The 24,864-nt window shown below is 72.6% G+C and carries 24 protein-coding genes; 7 read left to right on the forward strand and 17 right to left on the reverse strand.

All coding sequences use genetic code 11. The features are described 5' to 3' along the window. Window positions 1–21 precede the first annotated feature (21 nt). From ABD080_RS03795 to ABD080_RS03805, 3 genes are all read right to left on the reverse strand, one after another. Entirely contained in the window at window positions 22–903 is an 882-nt protein-coding gene (locus ABD080_RS03795; protein WP_343903696.1) for a carbohydrate ABC transporter permease, read from the reverse strand. Further along, window positions 900–2,285 carry an extracellular solute-binding protein gene (locus ABD080_RS03800; protein ID WP_343903697.1) on the reverse strand — a complete coding sequence of 462 codons (1,386 nt, stop codon included), beginning with the start codon at window positions 2,283–2,285 and terminating at the stop codon, window positions 900–902. Before ABD080_RS03800 ends, ABD080_RS03795 begins: the two co-directional genes overlap by 4 nt. Window positions 2,286–2,449: 164 nt before the next feature. Beyond that, window positions 2,450–3,523 carry a LacI family DNA-binding transcriptional regulator gene (locus ABD080_RS03805; protein WP_343903698.1) on the reverse strand — a complete coding sequence of 358 codons (1,074 nt, stop codon included), beginning with the start codon at window positions 3,521–3,523 and terminating at the stop codon, window positions 2,450–2,452. 138 nt (window positions 3,524–3,661) lie between these two features. Between ABD080_RS03805 and ABD080_RS03810 the strand changes: the two genes are divergently transcribed. Then, entirely contained in the window at window positions 3,662–4,606 is a 945-nt protein-coding gene (locus ABD080_RS03810; RefSeq protein WP_137769223.1) for an aldo/keto reductase, read from the forward strand. Window positions 4,607–4,642: 36 nt separating this feature from the next. Here ABD080_RS03810 and ABD080_RS03815 read toward each other — a convergent pair whose 3' ends face one another. The 3 genes from ABD080_RS03815 to ABD080_RS03825 form a co-directional block, all read right to left on the reverse strand. Further along, the gene (locus ABD080_RS03815; protein WP_343903699.1) at window positions 4,643–5,494 is read right to left on the reverse strand and encodes a PRD domain-containing protein; all 852 of its coding nucleotides are present in this window, start codon (window positions 5,492–5,494) and stop codon (window positions 4,643–4,645) included. 101 nt (window positions 5,495–5,595) lie between these two features. Next, window positions 5,596–7,737 (reverse strand): glucose PTS transporter subunit IIA, encoded by a 2,142-nt coding sequence (locus tag ABD080_RS03820; RefSeq protein WP_343903700.1) that lies wholly within the window; start codon window positions 7,735–7,737, stop codon window positions 5,596–5,598. A gap of 207 nt (window positions 7,738–7,944) precedes the next feature. Next, a complete protein-coding gene (locus tag ABD080_RS03825; protein ID WP_343903701.1) occupies window positions 7,945–8,247 on the reverse strand; it encodes a hypothetical protein in 303 nt (100 codons plus the stop codon). A 120-nt stretch (window positions 8,248–8,367) separates the two neighbouring features. Between ABD080_RS03825 and ABD080_RS03830 the strand changes: the two genes are divergently transcribed. After that, complete coding sequence (locus ABD080_RS03830; protein ID WP_137769227.1) at window positions 8,368–9,492, forward strand: PLP-dependent cysteine synthase family protein; 1,125 nt, start codon at window positions 8,368–8,370, stop codon at window positions 9,490–9,492. Window positions 9,493–9,546: 54 nt separating this feature from the next. Here ABD080_RS03830 and ABD080_RS03835 read toward each other — a convergent pair whose 3' ends face one another. Then, complete coding sequence (locus ABD080_RS03835) at window positions 9,547–10,812, reverse strand: acyl-CoA dehydrogenase family protein (RefSeq protein WP_137769228.1); 1,266 nt, start codon at window positions 10,810–10,812, stop codon at window positions 9,547–9,549. Next, complete coding sequence (locus tag ABD080_RS03840) at window positions 10,812–12,029, reverse strand: acetyl-CoA C-acetyltransferase (RefSeq protein ID WP_137769229.1); 1,218 nt, start codon at window positions 12,027–12,029, stop codon at window positions 10,812–10,814. The genes ABD080_RS03835 and ABD080_RS03840 overlap by 1 nt, the downstream gene beginning before the upstream one ends. Window positions 12,030–12,292: 263 nt before the next feature. Here ABD080_RS03840 and mraY point away from each other — a divergent pair, with 263 nt between their 5' ends. The 4 genes from mraY to ABD080_RS03860 all read left to right on the forward strand — a co-directional run bounded on the left by mraY (window position 12,293) and on the right by ABD080_RS03860 (window position 15,432). Further along, window positions 12,293–13,393, forward strand: coding sequence for a phospho-N-acetylmuramoyl-pentapeptide-transferase (gene mraY, locus ABD080_RS03845; protein WP_137769230.1), 1,101 nt, complete (start codon window positions 12,293–12,295; stop codon window positions 13,391–13,393). 25 nt (window positions 13,394–13,418) lie between these two features. Next, complete coding sequence (locus ABD080_RS03850) at window positions 13,419–14,630, forward strand: hypothetical protein (protein WP_343903702.1); 1,212 nt, start codon at window positions 13,419–13,421, stop codon at window positions 14,628–14,630. A 94-nt stretch (window positions 14,631–14,724) separates the two neighbouring features. Then, window positions 14,725–15,183: an acyl-CoA thioesterase gene (locus ABD080_RS03855; protein ID WP_240811195.1), complete on the forward strand. Its 459-nt coding sequence runs from the start codon at window positions 14,725–14,727 to the stop codon at window positions 15,181–15,183. 66 nt (window positions 15,184–15,249) lie between these two features. Then, a complete protein-coding gene (locus ABD080_RS03860; protein WP_137769232.1) occupies window positions 15,250–15,432 on the forward strand; it encodes a type II toxin-antitoxin system ParD family antitoxin in 183 nt (60 codons plus the stop codon). Window positions 15,433–15,457: 25 nt separating this feature from the next. Here the strand turns inward: ABD080_RS03860 and ABD080_RS03865 are convergent, their stop codons facing one another. Next, window positions 15,458–16,423: a GlxA family transcriptional regulator gene (locus ABD080_RS03865; RefSeq protein ID WP_240811196.1), complete on the reverse strand. Its 966-nt coding sequence runs from the start codon at window positions 16,421–16,423 to the stop codon at window positions 15,458–15,460. Further along, window positions 16,420–17,220 (reverse strand): class I SAM-dependent methyltransferase, encoded by an 801-nt coding sequence (locus tag ABD080_RS03870; RefSeq protein WP_343903703.1) that lies wholly within the window; start codon window positions 17,218–17,220, stop codon window positions 16,420–16,422. The genes ABD080_RS03865 and ABD080_RS03870 overlap by 4 nt, the downstream gene beginning before the upstream one ends. Window positions 17,221–17,328: 108 nt before the next feature. On the opposite strand from ABD080_RS03870, the gene ABD080_RS03875 reads away from it, so the two are divergent. Continuing rightward, a complete protein-coding gene (locus tag ABD080_RS03875) occupies window positions 17,329–17,892 on the forward strand; it encodes a histidine phosphatase family protein (RefSeq protein ID WP_343903704.1) in 564 nt (187 codons plus the stop codon). Between the two features lie 12 nt (window positions 17,893–17,904). Here ABD080_RS03875 and ABD080_RS03880 read toward each other — a convergent pair whose 3' ends face one another. The 7 genes from ABD080_RS03880 to ABD080_RS03910 are packed head-to-tail and all read right to left on the reverse strand — an operon-like array spanning window position 17,905 to window position 24,798. Then, window positions 17,905–18,786, reverse strand: coding sequence for an aminoglycoside phosphotransferase family protein (locus tag ABD080_RS03880; protein WP_343903705.1), 882 nt, complete (start codon window positions 18,784–18,786; stop codon window positions 17,905–17,907). A 31-nt stretch (window positions 18,787–18,817) separates the two neighbouring features. Continuing rightward, window positions 18,818–18,949 (reverse strand): hypothetical protein, encoded by a 132-nt coding sequence (locus ABD080_RS03885; RefSeq protein ID WP_255430897.1) that lies wholly within the window; start codon window positions 18,947–18,949, stop codon window positions 18,818–18,820. Between the two features lie 52 nt (window positions 18,950–19,001). Then, window positions 19,002–19,337, reverse strand: coding sequence for a hypothetical protein (locus ABD080_RS03890; RefSeq protein WP_137769235.1), 336 nt, complete (start codon window positions 19,335–19,337; stop codon window positions 19,002–19,004). After that, the gene (locus tag ABD080_RS03895) at window positions 19,334–21,049 is read right to left on the reverse strand and encodes an ABC transporter ATP-binding protein (protein ID WP_343903706.1); all 1,716 of its coding nucleotides are present in this window, start codon (window positions 21,047–21,049) and stop codon (window positions 19,334–19,336) included. The genes ABD080_RS03890 and ABD080_RS03895 overlap by 4 nt, the downstream gene beginning before the upstream one ends. Then, a complete protein-coding gene (locus ABD080_RS03900; RefSeq protein ID WP_137769237.1) occupies window positions 21,046–22,071 on the reverse strand; it encodes an ABC transporter permease in 1,026 nt (341 codons plus the stop codon). The genes ABD080_RS03895 and ABD080_RS03900 overlap by 4 nt, the downstream gene beginning before the upstream one ends. Before the next feature lies 1 nt (window position 22,072). Then, window positions 22,073–23,164: an ABC transporter permease gene (locus tag ABD080_RS03905; RefSeq protein WP_343903707.1), complete on the reverse strand. Its 1,092-nt coding sequence runs from the start codon at window positions 23,162–23,164 to the stop codon at window positions 22,073–22,075. Next, window positions 23,161–24,798: an ABC transporter substrate-binding protein gene (locus tag ABD080_RS03910; protein WP_137769239.1), complete on the reverse strand. Its 1,638-nt coding sequence runs from the start codon at window positions 24,796–24,798 to the stop codon at window positions 23,161–23,163. Before ABD080_RS03910 ends, ABD080_RS03905 begins: the two co-directional genes overlap by 4 nt. Window positions 24,799–24,864 lie beyond the last annotated feature (66 nt).

Consider the following 24,864-nt stretch of genomic DNA (forward strand, 5'->3'; position numbering starts at 1 on the left):
GGGTCATGGGAGGGACGCTCCTCACTGGTAGAAGACGAAGCGGCGGGCGAGGCGGAACTGGGCGGCGGTGACCAGCATGATCAGCACCATGAGCACGAGGCCGATCGCGCTCGCGCGGCCGAACTCGAGCTCCCGGAAGGCGCTCTCGTAGATGACCATGACGACGGTGCGGGTCGAGTCGCCGGGGCCGCCGCGGGTGAGCACGTAGGGCTGGTCGAAGACCTGCAGCGCGGAGATGATCGCCATCACCGAGGCGACGAGCACGGTGGGGCTCACGAGCGGCAGCGTGAGGTGCCGGAAGCGCCGCCACCCGGTCGCGCCGTCGATCGCTCCGGCCTCGTAGACCTCCTGCGGCACCGCGGCGAGGCCGCCGATGAACAGCAGGAACGGGAAGGCGAAGTTCTGCCAGACGTACACCGCGATGACGACGACCATCGCCCACTGCGGGCTGGTCAGCCAGGGCACGGCGGGGATCCCGACGAGCGACAGCGCCCAGTTGATGACGCCGTAGCTCTCGTTGAAGAGGTACTTCATGAGGATCGAGACGCTCGCCGCGGAGAGCACGAGCGGGAAGAAGAAGGTGGAGCGGAAGAGCACCCGCAGCCAGGCCGGCATCCGCGTCTGCACGAGCACCGCGAGCAGCATGGCGATCGCGAGCTGCGCGGCGACCGCGACGACCACGAACACGGCGGTGTTGAGGAAGGAGACGGCGACGGTGGAGTCCGCGGCGAGGTCGGTGAAGTTCTGGAGGCCCACGAACCGCGGCGAGGTGATGATGTCCCAGCGGAAGAAGGCCAGGACGAGGGAGCCGACGATCGGCACGAGGACGAACAGGCCCACCCCGAGCATCGTGGGGGCCAGGAAGATCCAGCGCAGCAGGGTGCCGCGGGAGTCGGTGGTCATGCGTCCTCCTCGGTGAAGACGGCGCGCAGGTCGCGGTCCAGCGCGGCGAGGGCGCGGGCCACGCCGCCGGCCCCGCCGGAGAGTGCGGTGGAGATGTTGCGGATGAGGGCGGTCTCGACGGCGGCCTGCTGGGGCGGCGCGGGGATCGGGCCGGAGGTCGGGAAGCGGTCGAGGGTGTCGTAGAAGCGGGACCAGTGCTCGGGGCCCACGCCCGTGTAGAGCGAGTCGGTGACCATGGAGCGCCGGGTGGGCGTGGTCGACGGCGTCGGGAAGGCGAGCTGCATGGCCTGCTTCGAGGCGGTGAACTTGATCCACTCCCAGGCCTGGTCGGCCTTCTCCGTGGTCTTCATGACCGCGTAGCCGGCGGCGCCGAACTGGTGGCGCTGGGTGCGCCAGCGGGGGAAGAACTGCACGTCGTACTGCTCGGGGGTCATGCCGCCCTCGGCGAGGCCCTGGACCCAGTAGCCGCCGGCGGGGGTGGAGCCGATGCGGCCGGAGGCGAAGAGCCCCACGAGGGTGTTGCCGCCGCCCTCCTCGGGGCGCACGGCGAGGCCGTCCTGGACGAGGGTGCGGAGGTACTCGACGCTCTCGTGGACCCGTTCGTGGGTGGCGTTGGAGCCGGTCCACAGGTAGCCGCCCGAGCGCTCCTCCCCCGGGTAGAAGGTGGACCAGATCTGCTCGCCGCCGTCGGCCTTCTCCTCGACGAGGAAGGAGGTGTCGTTGACGTAGAGCCAGGGGACGATGCCGCCGAAGAGGCGGTTGGTCCAGTAGTAGGGGCGGGCGTCGCCCTGCATGCCGCGCAGCAGCTCGGTGAAGTCGTCGCGGCTCCAGTCCTCCTCCGGCATCTCGAGCCCGTTGCGCTCGAGGACGTCGAGGTTGAGGTACATGTTCGCGGCGTTGAAGTCGAGGGGCAGCTGGTAGAGCGAGCCGCGGTACATGAACGCCTCGACGAGGCTGGGGTGGACGTCCTCGAAGTAGTCGCGCATCTCCTCGGCGTCGCGCAGGAGGTAGTCGTCCAGCGGCAGCGCGAGGCGGTCGGCGAAGAGCTGGGCGCCCTCGGTCGCGGTGTAGACGACGTCGGGCTGGGTGCCGGAGGCGACCATGGTGAGGATCTTCGCGAAGAAGTCGCCCCAGTCGGTGGCCTGCACGGACTGGATGCGCACGGGGATGTCCGGGTGCTCCTCCATGAAGGCGTCGGCGATGGTCTGGCGGCCGGCGGCGTCCTGGGCGGTGCCGAGGATGAGGACGGTGAGGGCGTCCTCGCCGCGGCCGGGGACGTCGGCCCCGGTGAGGCGCGGCCAGGCGGCGGCGGTGCCGGCGACGCCGGCGAGACCGGCGGCGCCGAGCAGCGCGCGGCGGGTGAGGGGTGATCGGGTGGCCATGCGGTCCTCTTCGTCGAGCAGCGGCACAGGGGGGTGATCCGGAACCACACTTCTTCACGTGTCGAAGTGAGGTGGGATGAGTATGCGGCGCAGCTTTCACACGTGTCAAGGCCGGCCGACGGAACCCTGTCCGGACCGCGCCGGAGAGGCCGGGGGCGCGGGGCTCAGCCGGCCGGCGGGCGCGCCACCGAGGAGCGCTCGACGAGCGGGCACGCGACGACGACCGTCCCGGCCGCAGCGGCCGCAGCGGCCCCGTCGGCCCCGTCCTGCTCCTCCGCGCCCGCGTCGACGAGGTCGAGCAGGGCGGCCATCGCGGTGCGGCCCATCTCCGCGTGCGGCAGGGCGATCGTCGTGAGCGGCGGGGTGAGCACCTCGGCGAAGAAGTCCTCGTCGTCGAAGCCGATCACCGAGAGCTCCCGCGGCACCGCGACCCCGGCGACGGCCGCCGCATGGATCGCGCCGGCGGCCACCCGGTCGCGGATGCAGAACAGCGCGGTGGGCGGTACCGGCTCGGCGAGCAGCTCCGCGGCGGCGCGGAAGCCGTCGTCCATCTGCCAGCCCGTGCGCACGATCCGCGGGGCGAGCCCGGCCTCCTCGAGCACCTCGGTGAAGCCCTGCTGCCGCTCGCGCGTGGCGACGGAGTCGTCGTCCCCGGAGAGCAAGACGATCCGGCGGTGCCCCACCTCGAGCAGGCGCCGCGCGGCGCGGCGCGCGCCCTGGAGGTCGTCCGGGACCACCGCGACGGGGGCCGCCGCCTCCTCCTGGGGCAGGGCGTCGCAGTTCAGCAGCACGAGCGGGATGCCCGGCGGCGGGGTGGGCGCCGTGATGCGGGTGCGGCCCATCGCCGCGTAGACCAGGCCGTCCACCTGGCGCTCCGCGAGCATCCGCACGGCGCCCTCCACGGTCGCCTCGCGCAGGGAGAGATCCGCGGTGAGCACCATGTACCCGCGCTCGGCCGCGGCCATCGAGGCCTCGCGGACCATCCGGCCCGCCCACGGTGATGTCGCGATCTCGTCGCTGATCAGGCCGATCGTGCGGGTGCGCCGCTCGCGCAGGGACATGGCGACCGCGGATCGCGTGTAGCCGAGCTCCGCGGCGGCCGCGAGCACCTTCTCCTGGTTCACCGTCGAGACGGTGCCCTCGGTGCGGCCGTTCAGGACCATCGAGACCGTCGCCCGAGAGACGCCGGCACGCTCGGCGACATCGGCGGAGGTGGGACGGCGAGCGGCGGGGGTCACCGTGCCAGCCTACGGCGACGCGGCCGGGTCCCGTGCCCGAGAGGACGGAATACCGCGGGCCGCGAGGCGTTGGGGGGACGGTAAGGCACCGCGCCGTCACACCGCGGTCGCCACGCACCACGACCAGAAGGAGCCCCCATGGCCCGCATCCCCCGCACCGATATCGACATCCTGCCCCTCGTCCTCGGCGGCAACACCTTCGGCTGGACCTCCGACGAGCAGGCCTCCTTCGCCGTGCTCGACGCCTTCGTCGCGGCGGGCGGCAGCGCGATCGACACGGCCGACGGCTACTCGGCATGGGTCCCCGGCAACTCCGGCGGCGAGTCCGAGACGATCCTCGGCGCCTGGATGGAGGCTCGCGGCAACCGCGACGAGGTGGTCCTCGCGACCAAGGTCGCCTCGAAGCCGGACCGCCAGGGCCTCTCCCGCGAGAACGTGCTCGCCGCGCTCGACGAGTCGCTCCAGCGCCTGCGCACCGACCACGTCGACCTGTACTACTTCCACTTCGACGACGAGAACGTCTCGATCGAGGACCAGGTCGCGACCGCGCGCGAGGTGCTCGACTCCGGGAATGCGCGTCACCTGGCGCTGTCGAACTACTCCCCCGAGCGCCTGCGCGCCTTCCTCGAGACCGCCCGCGAGCAGGGCGTGACGCTGCCCGTCGCCCACCAGCCGCAGTACAACCTGCTGCACCGCGCGCAGTTCGAGCAGGAGTTCGCACCGATCGCTGCGGAGTTCGAGCTCGCGACCTTCCCCTACTACGCCCTCGCCTCCGGTGTGCTGACGGGCAAGTACCGCACGGCGGCGGACGCCGAGGGCGCCCCGCGAGGCGGCGCCGCGACGGAGCTGCTGGGCCAGCCCGGGACCCCCGCGGTGCTCGAGGCGCTGCACGCGGTCGCCGAGGCGCACGGCGTCGAGGTGACCTCGGTGTCCCTCGCGTGGCTGCGCGCGAAGGGCGTCACCGCCCCGATCGCCTCCGCCTCCCGCCCCGAGCAGGTCGCCGCGCTGATCGCCGGCGCGACGCTCGAGCTGGACGCCGCGGAGGTCACCGCGCTGGACGACGCCTCGCAGCCCTTCGCCTGATCCCCGTCGGCCGTCGGTCCCGGAGGTCCCCTGCGCTCAGGGAACCTCCGGGGCCCGGTCCATCGTCATCCGCGCGACGTGCAGGGCGAGGTAGGCGACCTCGTCCGGCGTGAGCCGGTCCCCGAGGCGCAGCTGGACGATCGTCGCGAGCTGCTCCGCCGTGCGCACGGCCTCCGGGTAGCTCTCCCGGATCGAGCGGCCGATGGTCGACTCCTGACCGTCGAGCTGCCGGTGCTGTTGGATGCGCACGAACATGTAGCGCACGTGCGTGATGAAGCGGGCGGCGGTCATCGAGCTGCGGGAGACGTCCACGCCGTAGCGCTCACCGATCACCGCGAGCAGCTGCTGGATGACCCCCGTCATCGTGTACGTGAAGGACAGGTCACCGGAGGCGAAGCCCGCGTTGACCAGGTGCAGCGTGAGCGCCGTGGCCTCCCCCGCCGCGAGCGGCGGGTCCACGTGGAGGTTGATCTCCTCCAGCAGGCGCTCCGCCTGCGCGTACTCGGTGCCGTAGAGGGTCCCCACCTCCGCGCGCAGCGGGTACTCGATCTCCTGGCCCTTCCGGGCCCGCTCGAGGGCGCCCGCGACATGGTCCGCGACGGCGATCGCGAGGGTGGGGCGGGTGGACTCGCGGCCCTCGATCCCGGCGGCGCGCAGGGCGATGACGACGCCGCGCAGGACGTCCTGGTCGATCATCGCGAAGACCTCGGCGAGATGATCGGGGTCGCGGCCGTCGGAGGGGACGAACACCCGCACGATCAGCTCCGGGTCCACCTCCTGGCCGGGGCGGGCGCGGAAACCGATCCCGCGGCCGGTGAGGATGACCTCCTGGCCCTGGCCGTCACGGGAGATGACGACGTTGTTGTTGAGGACCCTCAGCACCTTCATGCCCGCTCACCTCCTTCGCGCTCGGGACACATCCTCCCAGCACGGGCGCGGGCGCGCACCGCCCCCCCCCGCGGGGAGCGGCGCGCGCCCGGCCCGACCGCTCAGCGGCGGACGGCCACCACCGGGGCGCCCGCGGCGACCTGCTCGCCCACGGCGAGCGGACGCACCTCGGCGAGGCTCGCGGTGTTGATGACGGTGACCAGGGTGAGGGCGGGGTGCCCGGCCGCACGGATCGCCGCGAGATCCACCTCGGCGAGGAGGTCCCCGGCGCGCACCTGCTGGCCGGCCTCGACGCGCACGTCGAAGCCCTCGCCGTTCATCTGCACGGTGTCGATGCCGACGTGCACGAGCACCTCGACGCCGCCCGCGCCGCGGATCCCGAAGGCGTGCCCGGTGCCGGCGACGGTGATGAGCTCCCCGTCGAGCGGGGCGAGGACGGTGCCGTCGGCCGGCTCGACGCCCACGCCCTCGCCGAGGGCGCGGGAGGCGAAGACCGGGTCGCCGGCGTCGTCGAGGTCCAGCACGCGACCCGCGACCGGGGAGACGATCTCGAGATCGGCCTCGGCGAGCAGGGTCGCGGTGGGGGCCGCACCGCCCGCGGTCCCGGCGGCGGCGTCGGCGCCGTCGGTCGTGGCGGTGGCGGCGCCGACGACCGGGGCGGTCGTCGTCGCGGAGGTCGTGCTCGTCGCGGAACCGGAGGACTCCGACGCGGCGGTCGCCGCGGCGCGCTCGTCGGCCTCGCGGAGGTCCCGCGCGGCGTTCGCCGCCGCACGCTGCTCGCGCGGCATGTAGTCGGAGAAGTAGACGAGCACCATCGCGGTGACGAAGGCCGCCGCGATCGCGATGACGTACACGGGGATCGGATCGAAGACGGGGATCGTCAGCAGCGAGGTGAACGCGAAGGCGCTCGTGTCCACGCCGCCCAGCAGGCCCACGATCAGGCCGCCCACGAGGCAGCCTACGAGCATGCGCGGGTAGATCCGCTTGAAGCGCAGGTGGATGCCGTAGAGGGAGGGCTCGGAGATGCCGCCGAACAGGCCCGCGGCGAGCGCGCCGGTGGCGGTCTGCCGCATCTCCGGCTCGCGGTGGCGCAGGGACAGCAGGAGCACGCCGGCGGTCGCGCCGAAGCAGGCGAAGTTCCACGCGCCCATCGGGCCCTGGATGAAGTCGTAGCCGAGGGTGTTGATGTTCTGCAGCATCAGGGCGTTCAACGGCCAGTGCAGACCCAGCGGCACCAGGAACGGATACAGCAGCGGGATGACGACCGCGAACACGATCGGGGCGTTGCCGTTCAGCCAGGCGAGGCCCGCGCCGATCCCGTTGCCGGCCCAGATGCCGAGGGGGCCGATGAGGAACGCGGTCACCGGGATCATGACGAGCATGGAGAAGAACGGCACGAAGACGAGCTGCACGTTCGCGGGGAAGATCTTCGCCAGGCCCTTGTAGACGAGGGCGAGCAGGGCGACCATCAGCAGCGGCACGAACACCTGGCCGCCGTAGTCGTTCAGCTGCATGGGCAGGCCGAACACCGTCGCCGTGCACTGCTCGGTGCCGAGCGTCGCGTTGGTGGTACAGGTGACGCCCGGGATGGTGCCGGCGCCGGAGAGCATGCCGGTGTAGTTCGGCGTCATCACGGCCGCCATCACGGCCGCTCCCACCCACGGGTCGATCTGCAGCTTCTTCGCGGCGTTGTAGGCCACCATGATCGGCAGGAAGTAGAGCACGGAGCGCCACATCGCATCGACGAAGACCCAGGTCGCAGACTTGTCGTCCGCGTAGTAGTCGATGACCCCGAAGGCGTCCAGTGCGGACACGATGGCCACGATCAGGGAAGCGCCGAGCAGCACGCCCATGAGCGGCCGGAACGAGTCCGAGAGGTACTCGAAGACGTTGTCGAGCCAGGCGAAGCGGCCGCGGCCCTTGGCGCGGATCGCGGCCTTGACCTCGGCGTCGCTCTGCGGGCGGGGCGCGGGGCCGCCGCTCATGGAGGGCAGGTTCATGATCTGGGAGTAGACGCCGGCGACGGCGCCTCCGATGACGACCTGGAAGCGGTCGCCGGACTGCGGCACGGTGCCCATGACGCCGGGGAGGGCGTCGAGCGCGGTGCGGTCCACCTGCTCGGCGTCGTGCAGCTGGAAGCGCAGCCGGGTCGCGCAGTGGGTGAGGCTCTCGATGTTCGCGGGTCCGCCGACGCCGCGGACGATGTCCTCGGCCTCCGACGTGTTCGAGCTGGGGGTGTTCATGATGCGTCCTCGCATCCTTCGCGGGTCGTGGGCACGTGCCGGCGACGACGCCGGCCGTACCCGGGGCACAAAAAAAGACCCGGACCGCGCAGTGCGGTCCAGGTCTTGCTCCGTCACGGCGGGCCGCGGCGGATGACAATCCTGTGGACGATGTCCGGGCGGGAGCATAGCAGGCTCCCAGGAGCACGCAAGCCCGCCGGGGCGGGGTCAGCCGATCCCGAGCGCCTCCGCGGTGCACGGATCGGCGTCGACGCGGGCGTCCGCGATCGTGAAGCGTCCCTGCTCATCGAGTTCGAACCGTGCCCCGTGCCGATCGGTCGCGACGAGGTGGTGCAGTGCGCCACGTCGGTGCACGCGGCCCAGGTCGGTGAAGCCGTTCTCGGCGAGCACCTCCTCCACGGGTTCCGCGTACTCGTCCCAGCCCGCGCGCTCGGTGAGGTCCCCGTCGAACGACTGTCCCGACTCCCCTTGGCCGGCCCGGTACAGACAGGTGCCGCCGTCCTCCGTCACGGACTGCGACGGCGCGAGATAGCTGAACTCTCGCCCACTCGATGCGAGGGCGCCGGAGACGCCGGCGGCGACGTCCTCGTAGTGGCCGACGGCCCCAAAAGCCCGCGATAGGTTCGCGCCATGGCCTCCCCCTCCCCCGCCCCGGATCCGCTCGCGACGCTCGAGGACACGGACCGCAGCGATCCCGCGCTGCGGGACTGGGTCGCGGAGCGGGTGCGGCGGCTCGACGCGGACGACCGCCGCTCCGCGGACACCCACCTGCTGCGGCTCGCTCTGCCGGCGGAGTGGGGTGTGGACCTGTATCTGAAGGACGAGTCCACCCACGTCTCCGGGAGCCTCAAGCACCGCCTCGCCCGCTCGCTGTTCACGTACGCACTGGTCAACGGGTGGCTGCGTCCGGGGATGCCGGTGATCGAGGCGAGCTCCGGCTCGACCGCGGTGAGCGAGGCGCACGTGGCGCGGATGCTCGAGGTGCCCTTCGTGGCCGTCGTCCCGCGCAGCACGAGCGCCCGCAAGGTCGCGCTCATCGAGGCGGCCGGCGGCAGCTGCCACTACGTGGACCACGCCGAGCAGATGAGCGACGCCGCCCGCGATCTCGCGGTCGCGCGCGGGGGCCTGTTCCTCGACCAGTTCACGCACGCCGAGCGGGCCACCGACTGGCGCGGCAACAACTCGATCGCCGTCTCCGCGATGGAGCAGATGAGCCTCGAGCCGCACCCGGTGCCGCGCTGGATCGTGGTGGGCGCGGGGACCGGCGGCACGAGCGCGACCTTCGGCCGGTACCTGCGCTACCGGCGCCTGCCCACGGGCCTGTGCGTCGCCGACGTCGAGGGCTCCGCCTTCTTCCCCGGTTGGCGCGACGCGGACCGCGGTGCCGCCACGGACGCATCCTCGCGGATCGAGGGCATCGGCCGGCCGCGCATGGAGCCGAGCTTCGAGCCGGGCGTCGTGGACCGGATGATGCGGGTGCCGGACGCGGCCTCCGTCGCCGCGGCGCGCCACCTCTCCGAGCGCCTGGGCCGCCGGGTCGGCGCCTCGACGGGGACGAACCTCGTCGCCGTCGCGCGCCTGGTCACCGAGCTGCGGGAGCGGGGCGAGCAGGGCTCCGTGCTGACCCTGCTGTGCGACAGCGGCGACCGCTACGCGGGCACCTACTTCGACGACGACTGGGTCGCCGCGCAGGGCTGGGACCTCGCGCCCTGGCTGCGGCACCTGGAATCGGCGCTGCCCGTCGTCCCCGCCTGACCTCGGGTCACGGAGGGAGCGGGCCGGGACGGCCCCGCTCCGCTCCCCGACCGCTCACACGAACGCGCTGACACCGGTGATGCGGCGGCCCACGATGAGCGACTGCATGGTGTCGGTGCCCTCGTAGGTGTGCAGGGCCTCGAGGTCGCTGCGGTGGCGCACCACGCGGTTCTCGAGCAGGATCCCGGAGCCACCGAGGAGGTCGCGGGCGTCGGCGGCGATCTCGCGGGCGGCGCGGGTGTTGTGCACCTTGGCGAGGGACGCCTGCTCGGGCAGCAGGGTCCCGGCCGCCTCGAGCTCGGCGAGGCGCACGCAGTACAGCTGCATCGAGGTGAGGGTCTGCAGCATGTCCGCGAGGCGCACCTGTACGTGCTGGGCCTTCGCGAGCGGGCGGCCGAACTGCACGCGGGTGGTCGCGTGCTCGAGGGCGGCCTCGTAGCAGGCGGTCGCATGGCCCAGGGCTCCCCAGGCGACGCCGGCGCGAGTCGCGAAGAGCACGCGCGAGGTGTCCTTGAAGGAGCGGGCGCCGGGCAGGCGCGCGTCCAGCGGGAGGCGCACGTCGGTCAGGCGGATGTGCGCCTGGTGGATGGCGCGCAGGGCGACCTTGCCGCGGATGATCTCCGCGTCGTAGCCGGGCAGGGACTGGTCCACGAGGAAGCCGGAGACCTGGCCGTCGAGGGCCGGGTCCGACGGGTCCTGGACGCGGGCCCAGACGACGGAGACGTGGCCGCCCGCGCCGTTGCCGATCCAGCGCTTCTCGCCGCTGAGCACCCACTGGTCGCCGTCGCGGCGGGCCATGGTCTCGAGCGAGACGGAGTCGGAGCCGTGGGTGGGCTCGGTGAGGGCGAAGGCGCCGAGCTCGGTGCCGGCGGCGAGGGGGTCCACCCAGCGGGCCTTCTGCTCGTCGGAGCCGAGCAGGGCGATCGAGCGCAGTGCGAGGCCGCCCTGGACGCCGACCATGGTGCCGAGCGAGCCGTCGATCCGGGAGAGCTCCATGTTGACCAGGCCGGTGGCGAGCGGGCTCAGGTGCCGGTGGCCGGGGAGCTCGAGGCCGTCGGTGAAGAGGTCCTTCTCGCCGAGCGCCGCGAGCAGCTCGGTGGGGTACTCGTAGTCCTCCCACGCCTGGTTCAGGCGGTCGAGGTGCACGGCGAAGGAGCGGGCGTCGGCCCACGCCTCGAGGTCCTCACCATCGACCTGCTGGAAGAGGGCGACGTGGTCCGCGGGCGGCGGGAGCAGCTCGGCGGGGGTCGCGGCGGCCGGGTCCGGAGCGCTCACGACGGGGGCGGAGCCGATGCTCGTGCTCTGCTCGGCGGTGGTCATCAGGACATCCTCTCGATGATGAGGGCCATGCCCTGGCCGCCGCCCACGCAGAGGGTGGCCAGGCCCAGGCTCGCGTCGCGCTCCTGGAGGCCGTGGATCAGGGTGGTGGTCATGCGGGCGCCGGTGGAGCCCCAGGGGTGGCCGAGCGCGATCGCGCCGCCGTGCACGTTGAGCTTGTCGTGGTCGATGCCGAGATCTTCCGCGGAGGGGATGACCTGGGCGGCGAAGGCCTCATTGAGCTCGACGAGGTCCACGTCGTCGATGCTCATGCCGGCGAGGTCGAGGGCGCGGCGGGTGGACTCGACAGGGCCGAGGCCCATGATCTCGGGGCTGAGGCCGGAGACGCCGGTGGAGACGATGCGAGCGAGCGGGGTGAGGCCCAGCTCCTTCGCGCGGACGTCGGACATGATGACGAGGGCGGCGGCGCCGTCGTTCAGGGGGCAGCAGTTGCCGGCGGTGACCGTCCCGCCCTCGCGGAAGACGGGGTCGAGCCCGGCGACGGCGTCATAGGTGACGCCCGCGCGCGGGGAGTCGTCGGCGGAGACGACGGTGCCGTCGGCGAGGGTGACGGGGGTGATGTCGCGGTCGAAGAACCCGGCGGCGCGGGCGGCCTCGGCGCGGTTCTGGGAGCGGACGGCGTACTCGTCCTGCTCCTTCCGGGAGACGCCGCGCAGCTCGGCGACGTTCTCGGCGGTCTGCCCCATGAGGATGTACGGGTCGGGCAGCTGGCCGTCCTCGCGCGGATCGTGCCAGGGGGCGGGGATCGCGCGGGAGGCGCGGGCCTCGGTGCGCTCCCAGGCCTCCTGGAAGAGCGGGTCGCGGGCGTCCTCCTCCATGAGCTTGCCGGTGCTCGTGGAGATCGACTCGACGCCCGCGGAGATCACGGTGTGCGCCTCACCGGCGCGGATGGCGTGGAAGGCGGCGCGGGTGGTCTGGATCGAGGAGGCGCAGAAGCGGGTGACGGTCGCGCCGGGGACGGTGTCCAGGCCCAGACGGATCGCGACGGTGCGGGCGAGGTTGCCGCCCTGGTAGCCCTCGGGGATCGCGCAGCCGAGCTGGAGGTCGTCGATGGTGGCGGGGTCCAGCGCGGGCACCTGGTCGAGGGCCGCCCGGATCATCTGACCGGCGAGGTCGTCCGGGCGGACGCCCTTGAGGGAGCCCTTGCGGGCCCGGCCGATCGGGGAGCGGGCGGCGGACACGATGACGGCCTCGGGCACGAGGGTCTCCTTCGACGACGGTGTCTGGACGGGCGCGGGGCCCGTCGGGCACCGCGAATGTACCCGATACTAGCGGTTCTAGATAACCGTGCAAGAGGCGACGACACCGGACCCTGCGCGGAGTCCGGGTCCCCGTGACCTAGCCTTGCCCGGAGGGTCCCGCGTCGGCCGGCCCCTCCCCCGACCACCCGAGGACACCCGCCCGTGACGACTCCCCCGCCGCCCACCCGACCGTCACGCCGCGCGCGGACGGAGCGGCGCCCGTGATCCCGGTGCTCGTGGGCGGCATGGTCGCCCTGCTCGTCGGGATCGTCGGCACCCGCGCCTACACCGCGCTCGCGAAGCGCAAGGGCTGGGCGCAGTACGTCCGCGCGGACGGACCCGTCAGCCACCACTCCAAGCGCGGCACCCCGCAGATGGGCGGGATCGCGATCTTCGCGTCCACGCTCGTCGGCTACGCGGCCGCGCACCTGGCGACCTGGTCCCCGCCCACGGTCTCCGGGCTGCTCGTCCTCTTCCTCATGCTGGGGCTGGGGTTCATCGGCTTCCTCGACGACTGGACGAAGATCCGCCGCGAGCGGTCGCTCGGCCTGCGCTCCGGGCAGAAGCTGCTCGGGCAGACGCTCGTCGCGATCGTCTTCGGCGTGCTCGCCACGCAGTTCGCCCGGGACGGGATCACCCCTGCGAGCCATCGCATCTCGGTGGTGCGGGACACCGCGATCGACCTCGGCGTGCTCGGGGCCGTCGCCGGGACGGCGCTGCTCATCGTGTGGATCGTCCTCATGATCACCGCGACCAGCAACGGCGTGAACCTCACCGACGGGCTCGACGGCCAGGCCGCGGGCGCGTGCGCCATGGTCCTCGCCGCATACACGCTGATCGGCATCTGGCAGGCACTGAAGAGCTGCGCGAGCGCCGTGGCGCCGGGCTGCTACGCGGTGCGGGACCCGCTGGACCTCGCCGTGGTCGCCGCCTGCCTCGGCGCCGCGTGCATCGGCTTCCTGTGGTGGAACACCCCGCCCGCGGCCCTGTTCATGGGCGACACCGGCTCCCTGGGCCTCGGCGGGGCGCTCGCGGGCCTCGCGATCCTCAGCCGCACCGAGCTGCTGCTCATCGTGCTCGGCGGCCTCTTCGTCTTCGAGACCGTCACCGTGATCCTGCAGGTGAGCGTCTTCAAGGCGACCAAGCGCCGCAACGGCGGCGTGGGCAAGCGGCTGTTCCTCATCACCCCGATCCACCACCACTTCGAGCAGCTCGGCTGGAGCCAGGTGACCGTCTCCGTGCGCTTCTGGATCATCTCCGCGGTGTGCGTCGCCGCCGGGCTCGGGCTGTTCTACGGCGAATGGGTGCTGCTCGCCTCCTGAGCGGCACCCCATGGTGGAATGCACCATGCCCAACTCCTCCTCCCCACTGGTGCTCATCCTCCTGAGCGTCGAGCACCTCTCGCCGGAGAGACGGGCGGAGATCGGCACGGTCTTCGACGCCCACCCCCTCCTCCGGCCAGGGAAGGTCGGCCAGGACCCGCCGAGGACACGAGTCGGCTCGACACTCGTTCCCCACCTCGCCCAGCCGGACCTCCCCCTGTTCCTCTTCGGCGGGGAGGGCGCTCGAACCGAGGAGAGCGCCACCTGGATCTTCGAGCTCGAACCCGCATGGATCGTGGTCGGTGGGAGAGGCGACGCAGGGGAGGTCGTTCGCCCGGTGAGCTCCCTGACGATCGTCATCGGCCCCGAGCGGGCCGCCGCATTGGGGGCTCACGGCCTCGAGATCTTCCTCGGCGAGATCGGAGACGCGATCGGAGGCGCCTACGGCTGCATCTTCCCCGAAGCTACCTATGAACAGCTCAATCGCTGGTACGCGGACGGACCAGCCCGTCCCGATCTCTCCTGGGGGCTGGGGAGCGTCTACTGGATGCAGTACCTCGGGCCGGCATTCGTGGAACGACGCCCGGCCCTGGCGCAGCTCGAGCGTTCCACGACGACACCGCGAGGAGCGGTGATCCACCGTGCGACGGAGCAACCCGAACACTCACTCGAGAACTCCGGCAGTCCGCTCGACGGGGAGTGGCGAGCTCCTCTGCTCTCCGCCCTCGGCGAGGACGTCATCCTGATCTCGCTCGAAGAGCGGGACACGATGCCCTCGCTGGAGCACCATGCGTCATTCGACCCCGGGCGGGTCGGCCCTCCAGAGGACCTCGTGCGCCGGATCCGTGAGGACGCGGAGCGACGCCGACGACGACGGGAGGCGGAGTACGACCGCGCCCGGACTCGGCGTCTGCGGCTGGAGGGACGCCGGACCCCTCCTCATGTGCACGGGATGGCGGAGTGGTCCACGAACGTTGACGCCAATGAGGTCCCGCACTTCTGGAGGACGCTGCGAGAACGCCTCGCTCCGGAGATCACCAGCCCTTGCGCGGGTGCTCTTGGCCGGGAGATCGCGAACACGCCGACCAGTGCCGGTGATCGTGTGACAGTGGATTCCCCGCATGGACCGTTCGCCGTGGCCTGGTTGTCCGACGACGAGGAGTCCCTCGTCCTCACCCTCGAAGGGCCCGGCGACCTCGTGGAGCGATGGGAGGACTTCTTCGAAGCAGGCCGATGAAGCCTCAACTTGGGAGGAACGTGCTGGTCACCACACGTTCCGTGCGCAACACCGGCGCCCCGCGACAGCCTCGGCGGCGCTACGCTCCGGCACCATGAACGACGCCTCCGCCGAACCCGTCATGTCCTTCCGCACCCGCAAGTGGGTGCGCCCCGAGGACCTCAACGCGAACGGCACGCTGTTCGGCGGCAGCCTGCTGCGCTGGATCGACGAGGAGGCCGCGGTCTACGCGATCATCCAGCTCGGGCAGCAGCGCGTCGTCACGAAGTACATGTCCGAGATCGTCTTCGTCTCCTCCGCCCGCGAGGGCGACATCGTGGAGATCGGCCTCGTCGCCACCGCCTTCGGCCGCTCCTCGCTCACGATGCGCGCGGAGGCCCGCAACCTGTTCACGCAGAAGAGCATCCTCACGATCGAGGAGATGGTGTTCGTGCACGTCGACGAGCAGGGCCGCCCCGCGCCCCACGGCTTCACCGAGATCACCTACGACCGGGACCGGGTCCCGGCCCGTCACCGCGCCTCCGAGGCGGAGGGAACGTCGGACCGGTCGTGAGCGCCTGCTGAGACTGCCTTCCGGCACCCCTTTCACCGCACCGCTCATCGTCGGTAGTTTCAGGTGATGGCACCGACGAGCACGCCCAGCCGCCCCGAGGATCTCCGCGCCGTACTCCGTTCCGCACTCGAGGCCGGGGAGAACAGCGGCGAGGCGGAGCCCTTCGACGTCGATGCCTTCATCGCCGGCAAGATCGCCGAGACCGACTCGGACCCGCGCGGAGGGCGGAAACCCTCGCTCCACCTGTGAGCAGGCAGGCGACAGCCGCGAGGGCTCACCCCGCCTCGCCGCCGCCGTCGCGGAAGGTCGCGCGGTAGGCGGTCGGGGAGGTCCCGACGATCACGCCGAAGTGCCGCCGCAGGTTCGTGTCCGTGCCCAGGCCCGTGGCCTGCGCGATCCGGGTGACGGTGAGGTCGGTGGCCTCGAGGAGCTCGCGGGCGCGGTCGATGCGGGCACGCAGCACCCACTGCAGCGGGGTGAGGCCGGCGTCGGCCGTGAAGCGCCGGGAGAAGGTGCGCGGGGAGACGTTCGCGCGCCGGGCGAGGGCCGCGAGGGTGAGGTCGCCGTCGAGGTGCTCGAGCGCCCAGGCGCGGGTGCGGGCGAAGTCGTCGCCGAGGGGCTCGGGGATGCTGCGGGGCACGTACTGGGCCTGCCCGCCGCTGCGGTAGGGGGCGCTCACGAGGCGCCGCGCGACCTGGTTGGCGAGGGCGACGCCGTGGTCGCGCCGGAGGAGGTGCAGGCACAGGTCGATGCCGCTCGCGGCGCCCGCGCTCGTGAGCACCTGCCCGGCGTCGACGAAGAGCACGTCGCCGTCGACCTCGACCTGCGGGTACCGCTCCTGGAGGGCGTGCGTGTAGTGCCAGTGGGTGGTGGCGCGCCGGCCGTCGAGCAGCCCGGCGGCGGCGAGGGTGAAGGCGCCGGTGGAGATCGCGGCGATGCGGGTGCCGCGCTCGTGGGCGGCGCGGAGGGCCGCGATCACGGCGGGCGGGGTGGTGACGGTGGCGGGGTCGCGGAACCCGGGGACGAGGATCGTCCCGGCCCGCTCGAGGGCGTCGAGCCCGTGGCCGACGGCGTAGGCGAGGCCGTTCCAGCCCTCGACGGTGCCGGCCCGCTCCGCGCAGACCTCCACCTCGTAGGGCATGCCGGGCCGCTTCGCGAAGACGTGCGCGGCGATGCCGACGTCGAGCGCCTTCGCGCCGTCGAGGACGAGCACCGCCACCCGGTGGTCGGCGCCGGTCACGGGCGGCCGACGATCAGGCGCAGGGACCCGGGGAAGGCGGGGAGGGTGCGCAGGTCCCCGTGCCGGGCGTCCCAGGCCCCGGAGTCGAGGTCCGCGCGCAGGGTGCGCACGAAGCGCTCCTCGACCTCCGCGCCGACGAAGCTCCACGCGGAGTTCGCGCGCCGCGCCCCGGGGTCCAGCAGCATCTCCGGGCGCCCGTAGTACGCCTCGGAGAAGCCGTCGACGCAGGCGAGCGGGATGGGCAGCGCGTGCACCTCGACGCTCCCGCCGAGGCCCTCGCGCAGCGCGTCGATCGCGGGGTAGCGACCGGCCTCCGTGGCGATCACCTCCGGGGCGTACTCGGTGATCCACGAGCGGTCCAGGGCCGCGGGATCGCAGGTGAGGACCACGACGGGGCCGCGGGTGACGCGCCGCAGCTCCGCGAGGCCGCCGCGCAGGTCCTGCCACTGGTGCACGGTGAAGGAGGCGAGCGCGGCGTCGAAGGCGCGGTCCGCGAAGGGCAGCTGCTCGGCGACCGCGTCGACCACCGGGGCGGAGCCCCCGGGGCGCTGCGCGCGCATCGCGGCGCTCGGCTCGACGGCGGTGACCTCGAGATGGTCCGGCTCGTAGGACCCCGCGCCGGCGCCGACGTTCACGAGGGTGCGCGCCGGCCCGAGCGCCTCCCGGATCGCGGCGGCGAAGGCCGGCTCGGGGCGCCGATAGCGGGAGTAGCCGGGGCCGATCCGGCTGTAGTCCGCGTCCCCGGCGCTGCCGTCGGGTGCCTGGCCGGGGGTCGTCGCGCTGCGTTCGAGGTCCATGACGCCATCCCACTACGCCTCCCCGCCGTGCACCATGTGCCGCGCGGACGCCGGCCGCACGGATCGCGCCAGGCCGCCCGACGGGCGGGGCTCCGCTACGTTGACCCGATGGACACGATCCTGCTGGTGCGGCATGCGGAGGCGAACGGGCACGACGGGGAGGACCCGCCGCTCGCCCCGCGCGGCGTGCGACAGGCGGGACTGCTCGGGGAGCGGCTCGCAGGCACCGAGGCGACCCGGCTGCTGCACGGGCCGCGACGTCGTGCGCGGCAGACGGCGGAGCTCCTCGCCCCGCACCTGGACCTCACCCCCGAGGAGTCCGCCCTGCTCGAGGACCGCACCCCGTTCCCCTCCCCCGACCGTCGGGAGGACTACCCGCCGCATCGCGAGGACTTCCTGCGCCAGGTTCCCCTCGAGGAACGCGACGAGGACGGCGCGGCCCTCGCCGCCGCCTGGGATCACCTGAGCGCCCCGGGCGAGGCGGGCACCCTGGTGGCCGTCACGCACGCCTTCGTGGTGGGCTCCTTCGTAGCACGGGTGCTCGGCGCCCCGCCGGCCGCCTGGATGCAGCTGCCGATCGCGAACGCGAGCCGCACCGAGCTGCGGCGCCGGCCCACGGGCGAGTGGTCCGTCCTCGGCGTGAGCGACGTCGGGCACCTCGTGGGGATCTGAGGAGCGAGTCCCTCAGGCGAACACGTCGAGCAGGCGGCGGCACTTCGGCGGGTCCCGGGTGAGCCCCTGGTCGAGGCCCCACAGCAGGTAGGACAGGGAGCGGAGCACGATCCAGGCACGGGCCCGCTCCCCGTGGACGCCGGTGCGGCGCGCGAAGAGGTCCACGAGGCGGCGCAACTCGGGGTCGTCCGCCACCTCGTCGAGCCGGGACCAGAGCACCCGGGCGAGGTCGTGCTCGAGGTCGCCGCGCAGCAGCACCGGGTCCACCACGAGCCACGGCTCCCGCTCCCCCGCGAGCACCTGCTCGCAGTGCAGGTCCCCGTCCACGGCGTCCCCTCCCGGCGGCAGGGCGGCGAGCTCGGCGGCGATGCCCAGTGCGATCTCGAGCTGACGCCTCGGCACGGGGCGGCCCAGCCGCTCCCAGTCGCGCGGGAACTCCTCGAGGTGGGCGGCGGCGATCCGGGCGGTCGAGGTCGCGCCGGGCGGCGCCGGGACCGCCATCCGCGCGGCGAGGTCCGCGATGACCGGCACGGCCTCCGCCAGCGGCACCGACTGCAGGCTGCGGGCGGAGAGCCGCTCCAGGATCATCGCGCGGGCCGGGACGTCGGCCTCGAGCAGCCGCACGGTCCCCCGCCCGTCCCACCAGCGCAGCGCCTCCGCCTCGCGGGACACGTCGTCCCCGGGCGGGGCCAGGCGCAGCACGGCCGCCTCGGCGCCGCGCCGCACGGGCACGACCAGGGCGTTCGAGCCGTGGAGCGGGCCGCCGTCGACCTGCAGGTCCCAGCGTCGGCACTGCTCCGCGACAAGGGACGGGAGGCGGTCCAGCCATTCCCGGCCGGCAACGTCGTGCCACCAGCGGGGCATCCCGCGGAAGGCGGCGGGGACGGTGATCATCGGAGCAGACCACCAGGGCGAGCGGCAGGGGTCAAGCGGATTGCCGTCGGCTCACCCGCCACGGGAGGAACAGGCCGGAGAGGATCAGGCCGACGACGCCGACGAGCAGACCGCCGCGCGCCCCGATCCCGGTCGCGACCAGTCCCCCGAGCAGGGCGAACACGGGGGCGGCGCCGCGGGAGGCGAGCGTGAACGCGGTGGTCTCCCGGGTCGGCTCACCCCTCCCAGATCTGGGCGATGTGCTCGGGACCGAACTCGACCACCTGATCAGCGCTGAGGAGCCCCGCCAGGTCCACCGGATCGTTGTCGATGTAGCCGGTGAGACGATCCGCCTCCTTCGCCGTCACCTGCACCCACAGTCGTTCGCCGCGGTCGGAGAGCGGCTCCTCCCAGATGAGCTTCACCGCGTCCCCGACCGCGGCACCACGACGCTGCTCGAGAGGCAGGATCCCGAAGGTCTCGGGATGCTCCCGGTGACGCTCGTCCACGTCGACGAGATGCAGCGCCTCGGCGCGCTTCCAGCGCGGGATGCGCTTCTCCCGCCGTCTCACCGCGCCGTGCCGCCGAACTCCTCCGCGTAGCGCGCCCGCCGCTGCGCCTGCTCGACCGGGTCCGGCACGGGCAGGGAGGCGATGAGGCGGCGCGTGTAGGGGTGCTGCGGGTCGTGGAGCACGTCCGGGCCGTGGCCCTGCTCCACGAGCTCGCCGCGCAGGAGCACGCCGATGCGGTGGGCGAGGGAGTCGACGACGGCGAGGTCGTGGGAGATGAACAGGGCCGCGAAGCCCAGGTGCTCCTGCAGCTCGCGGAACAGCTCGAGCACCGTGGCCTGCACGGACACGTCCAGCGCGCTCGTCGGCTCGTCGGCGATGAGCAGCTCCGGGCCGAGCACGAGGGCGCGGGCGAGGGACACGCGCTGGCGCTGCCCGCCGGAGAGCTCGTGCGGGTAGCGGCGGGCGTAGGCGCCGGGCAGCTCGACGGCGTCCAGCAGCTCCTGCACCTTCGCCTCGCGCTGCGCGGCGCCGAGGCCCTTCTCGTGCACGACGAGCGGCTCGGCGATGCATTCGGCGATCGTGAGGTGCGGGTTGAACGACGTGGCCGGGTCCTGGAACACGAACCCGATGCGCCGGCGCACGGGCCGGAATGCCTTCTCGCGGATCCCGTTCATCTCGTGGCCGAGCACCTGCAGGCTGCCGCCGCTCGTGCGCTCGAGCCCGGCGATCGCGCGGCCGATGGTCGTCTTGCCGGAGCCGGACTCCCCCACCAGGCCGTACACCTCGCCGGCGCGGATCTGCAGGTCCACGCCATGGACGGCGCGGAACGCGGGCCGGCCCAGCCGCCCCGGGTACTCGATGACGAGGTCCTTCGCGGTGACGACGGGCTCCGCCAGCTCGATCGCCTGCTGCCGCTCGGGCGGGAGCGCGCTCCAGGCGCTGTTCCGTCCCAGGTGCGGGACGGCGGCGAGCAGCTGCTTCGTGTAGTCCTGCTGGGGGCTCGCGAACAGCTCGCGGGTCGCGGCCCGCTCGATCACCTTCCCGTGCCGCATGACGGCGACGGAGTCGGAGAGGTCCGCGACGACGCCCATGTTGTGGGTGATGAGGATGATCGAGGTGCCGAAGCGGTCCCGCACGTCGCGCAGCAGGCCCAGGATCTCCGCCTGCACGGTGACGTCGAGCGCGGTGGTGGGCTCGTCGGCGACGATGAGCTCCGCCCCGAGGGCGAGCGCCATCGCGATCATGATGCGCTGCTTCTGGCCGCCGGAGAACTCGTGCGGGTAGCGGTCGATCCGCTCCTCCGGGTCGGGGACGCCCACGGAGGCGAGCGCCTCGACGGCCTCGGCGCGGATCTGCCTGCGGGTGAGCTTCGGGCGGTGCGCGCGGAGCCCCTCGCCGATCTGCCACCAGATCGGGTAGACGGGGTTCATGGCGCTCGAGGGCTCCTGGAACACCATGGAGACGTCCTCGCCGCGCAGGGCCCGCAGCCGGGCGCCGCGCAGGCCCACGACGTCGGTCCCGGAGACGAGCACGGCCCCGGTCGCGTCGGCCGTCTCGGGGAGCAGGCCGAGGATCGAGCGGGCGGTGACGGACTTGCCGGAGCCGGACTCGCCGACCACGGCGAGGATCTCCCCGGAGGCGACCTCGAGGCTCACGCCGTCCACGGCGTGCACGTCGCCGGCGTCGGTCGCGAAGTGCACGTCGAGGTCGCGGATCGCGAGCCGCGGCTCGACCCGTGCGCGGTCCTCGGCGCGAGGCGTGGCGGCGGTCATCGTCGGGCTCCCTTCCGTCGCCGGCGGGAGCGCAGGCGCGGGTCGTCGAGGTCGTTGACGGACTCGCCCACGAGGGTCACGCCGAGCACGGCGGCGACGATCGCGAGGCCCGGGAACAGGCCGGTCCACCAGATGCCGGAGGTGGCGTCCGCCATCGCCCGGTTGAGGTCGTAGCCCCATTCGGCGGCGCTCGTCGGCTCGATGCCGAAGCCGAGGAAGCCGAGCGCGGCGAGGGTGAGGATCGCCTCGGAGCTGTTGAGGGTGAAGATCAGCGGCAGCGTGCGGGTGGCGTTGCGCAGCAGGTGCGTGCCCATGACCCGCCGGTGCGGGGTGCCGATCACCTTCGCGGCCTCGACGAAGGGCTCGGCCTTCAACCGCACCACCTCCGCGCGGATCACGCGGAAGTACTGCGGCACGAACACCACAGTGATCGAGAGGGCCGCGGCGAGGATGCCGCCCCAGGCGCTCGACTGGCCGCCGGAGATGACGATCGACATGACGATCGCGAGCAGCAGGGACGGGAAGGCGTAGATCGCGTCCGCGAGCATGACGAGGATCCGGTCGAGCCAGCCGCCCACGTAGCCGGAGATCAGCCCCAGCAGCACGCCGAGGAACAGGGAGGCGACGACCGCGCAGGCCATGACGGCGACCGCGGTGCGGGTGCCGAAGACGACGCGCGAGAGCACGTCGTATCCGGCGACGGTGGTGCCGAGCGGGTGCGCGGCCGAGGGCGGCTGCTGCGTGCCGAAGGCGGTCCCGTCCGCCGACGTCGCCGCGAAGGGGTAGGGCGCGATCAGCGGGGCGAGCAGCGCCGTGAGCAGGAGCCCCGCGACGAGCACGAGACCCGCGATCAGCATCCCCCGCTGCAGGCCGACGCTGCGGCGCAGGTGGGAGACGATCGGCAGGCGCAGGTACCAGGGGGCGTGGGCGGTCGCGGCGACCGCGCCGGCCTGCACGGCGACGGACTCGTCGCCCTGGAGGCCGCCGTCGGCGCCGGGAGGGGCCGGGTTCGGGATCGTCATGTCAGTACCTCACGCGGGGGTCGATGAGCGCGGCGATCACGTCGACCAGGAAGTTGGAGACGGCGACGATGACGGCGAGCATCATGACGATGCCCTGCACGGCCACGTAGTCGCGGGCCGCCATGTACTCGGCGAGCTGGTAGCCGAGCCCCCGCCATTCGAAGGTGGTCTCGGTGAGCACGGCGCCGCCCAGCATCATCGCGACCTGCATGCCCATCACGGTGATGATGGGGATGAGGGCCGGGCGCAGGGCGTGCCGAGTGGTCAGGCGTGACTCGGCGACGCCGCGGGAGCGGGCGGAGTCCACGTACGGCATCTCGAGCGTGCCGATCATGTTGGTGCGCACCAGGCGCAGGAAGATCCCGCCGGTGAGCAGGCCCAGCGCCACGGCGGGCAGCGCGGCGTGGCGCAGCACGTCGCCGATCAGCGCCGGGTCCCCCAGCCGGATCGCGTCCAGCAGGTAGAAGGGGCTGGGGTTGAGGATCGAGCCCATGGTGCGCTCGCCGCCCGTGGAGAGACGACCCGCGACGGGGAACCAGCCGAGGCCCACGGAGAACACGAGCTTGAGCAGCAGGCCCACGAAGAACACCGGGGTCGCGTAGCCGAGGATCGCGAGGACCCGCAGGGCCAGGTCGCCCCAGCGGTCACGGTTCCGTGCGGCGATCATGCCCAGCGGCACGCCCACCACGAGCGCGACGATGATCGCGTAGAGCACGAGCTCCGCCGTCGCCCCGCCGTACTGCAGCAGGATCGCGGAGACCGGCCGGCCGTCGGTGTAGCTGGTGCCGAAGTCACCGCGCAGCACCCCGCCGAGGTAGTCGAGGTACTGGATGATCAGCGGCCGGTCGTAGCCGGCCTCGGCGCGGCGGGCGGCGAGCTCGTCCGGGGTGAGGCGGCCGCCCAGGGCCGCCGTGATCGGGTCGCCGGTGATCCGCATGAGGAAGAAGACGACCGTCATGAGGATGAGCACGGTCGGGATGATGAGCAGGAAACGGGTCAGCACGTACCGCCCCAGCCCCCCACCGCTCCGTCGGGAGGAGCGGGAGGGGGCGGAGGCGGCGGGCCCGGGCTGCGTCTCGGCGGCCGCGGTCACTTCGACAGCGGGACGAGGCGGAACTTGAAGGAGGAGTCGAGGGTGACGCCCTGGAGGTCCTTCGTGGACACCGCGATCTGCGAGCCCTGCAGCAGCGGCAGGGTCGAGACGTCCGCGGCGACCTTGTCCTGGATCTCGACGAAGGTCTTCTCCCGCTCGGCGGCGTCGGCGATGCCGCGCTGCTTCGCGATGAGGTCCTGCACCTCCGCGTTGTCGTAGTGGTTGACCAGGAAGTTGTCCTTGATGAAGAACGGGGAGAGGTAGTTGTCGGCGTCGGAGTAGTCCGGGAACCAGCCCAGCTGGTACGCGGGGTAGACGTCGGCGGTGCGGTCCTCGGAGTACTGCACCCACTCGGTGGACTGCAGGTCCACGGCGAACAGGCCGTCGGCCTCGAGCTGCGACTTCACCGCGGCGTACTCGTCGCCCGAGGAGGAGCCGTAGTGGTCGGGGTTGTACTGCAGGGACAGCTGCACGGGGATCTCGACGCCCGCGTCCTCGAGACGCTTCTTCGCCTTCGCGGCGTCCGGCCCGCCGGAGCCGTCGCCGTAGAGGTCCTGGAACTGGGTGCCGGCGCCCGGCAGGCCCTCCGGGATGTACGAGTACAGCGGGGTGTAGGTGTCCTTGTAGACGGAGGTCGCGATCGCCTGACGGTCGATGAGGTCCGCCGCCGCCTGCCGCACGGCGAGCGCCTTCTTCTCGTCGGCCTGCTCCGTCTTCGCGCCGTAGGGCTGGGTGTCGAAGTTGAAGACGATGTAGCGGATCTCGCCGCCGGGGCCGTCGTGCACGGCGACCGCGTCGTCCTTCTTGAGGTCCTCGACGTCGGTCGCGGAGAGCGAGCGGAAGACGGCGTCGACGTTGCCCTGCTGCACGTCGAGCTTCATGTTGTTCTGGTCCGCGTAGTAGGAGATCGCGACGTCGGAGGTCTTGGGCGTGCCGTACAGGCCCTGGTAGCCGTCGAAGGCCTGGAAGGAGGCGAGCTCGTTGAGCTTCCACGAGGTCAGCTGGTACGGGCCGCAGAACGCCTTCGCGGAGACGATCTCGTCGTCGGAGAGCACCTTGTCCGCGGGGAAGACCTCGGAGTCGACGATCGGGCCGGCGGGGCTCGAGAGGATGTACGGGAAGGTCTGGTCGTCGGGCTCCTTGAGGTGGAACTCGACGGTGAGCTCGTCGACCACGTTCACCGAGTCGAGGTTCGCGAGCAGGCTCGAGGGGCCGTTCGGGTCGGCGATCGCGACCTGCCGGTCGAAGGTGTGCTTGACGTCCTCGCTCGTGAGCTCGTTGCCGCTCGCGAAGGTGAGGCCGGACTTGAGCTTCACGGTGTAGACGGTGTCCGAGGTGAACTCGGCGGACTCGGCGAGGTCCGGCTCGGGCTTGCCGTCCGTCGAGCCGATCTTGGTGTTGAGCAGGTAGCCGTAGACCTGGGTCCAGACGACGGAGGAGCCGTTGTCGTACGCGGCGGCCGGGTCGAGGGCGGTGACCTTGTCGGTGGTGCCCACGGTGAGCGCGGAGCCGCCGGCCCCTCCCCCGTCGCTGCCGCCGGACTCCGTGGTCTTCGCGCACGCGGCGAGCAGCAGCGGCACGCCTCCCATCGCGATCAGCATCGAACGTCGGCGGGGCGTGAGGGCATCGAACATGGGGTTTCCTCCAGGGGACCGTGGCGCGGGGATGACGCACGCGGGGCAGATGACCGTGTGACGTGG

The organism is Brachybacterium rhamnosum (genome assembly GCF_039526185.1).
In the GTDB taxonomy this organism is placed as follows: domain Bacteria; phylum Actinomycetota; class Actinomycetes; order Actinomycetales; family Dermabacteraceae; genus Brachybacterium; species Brachybacterium rhamnosum.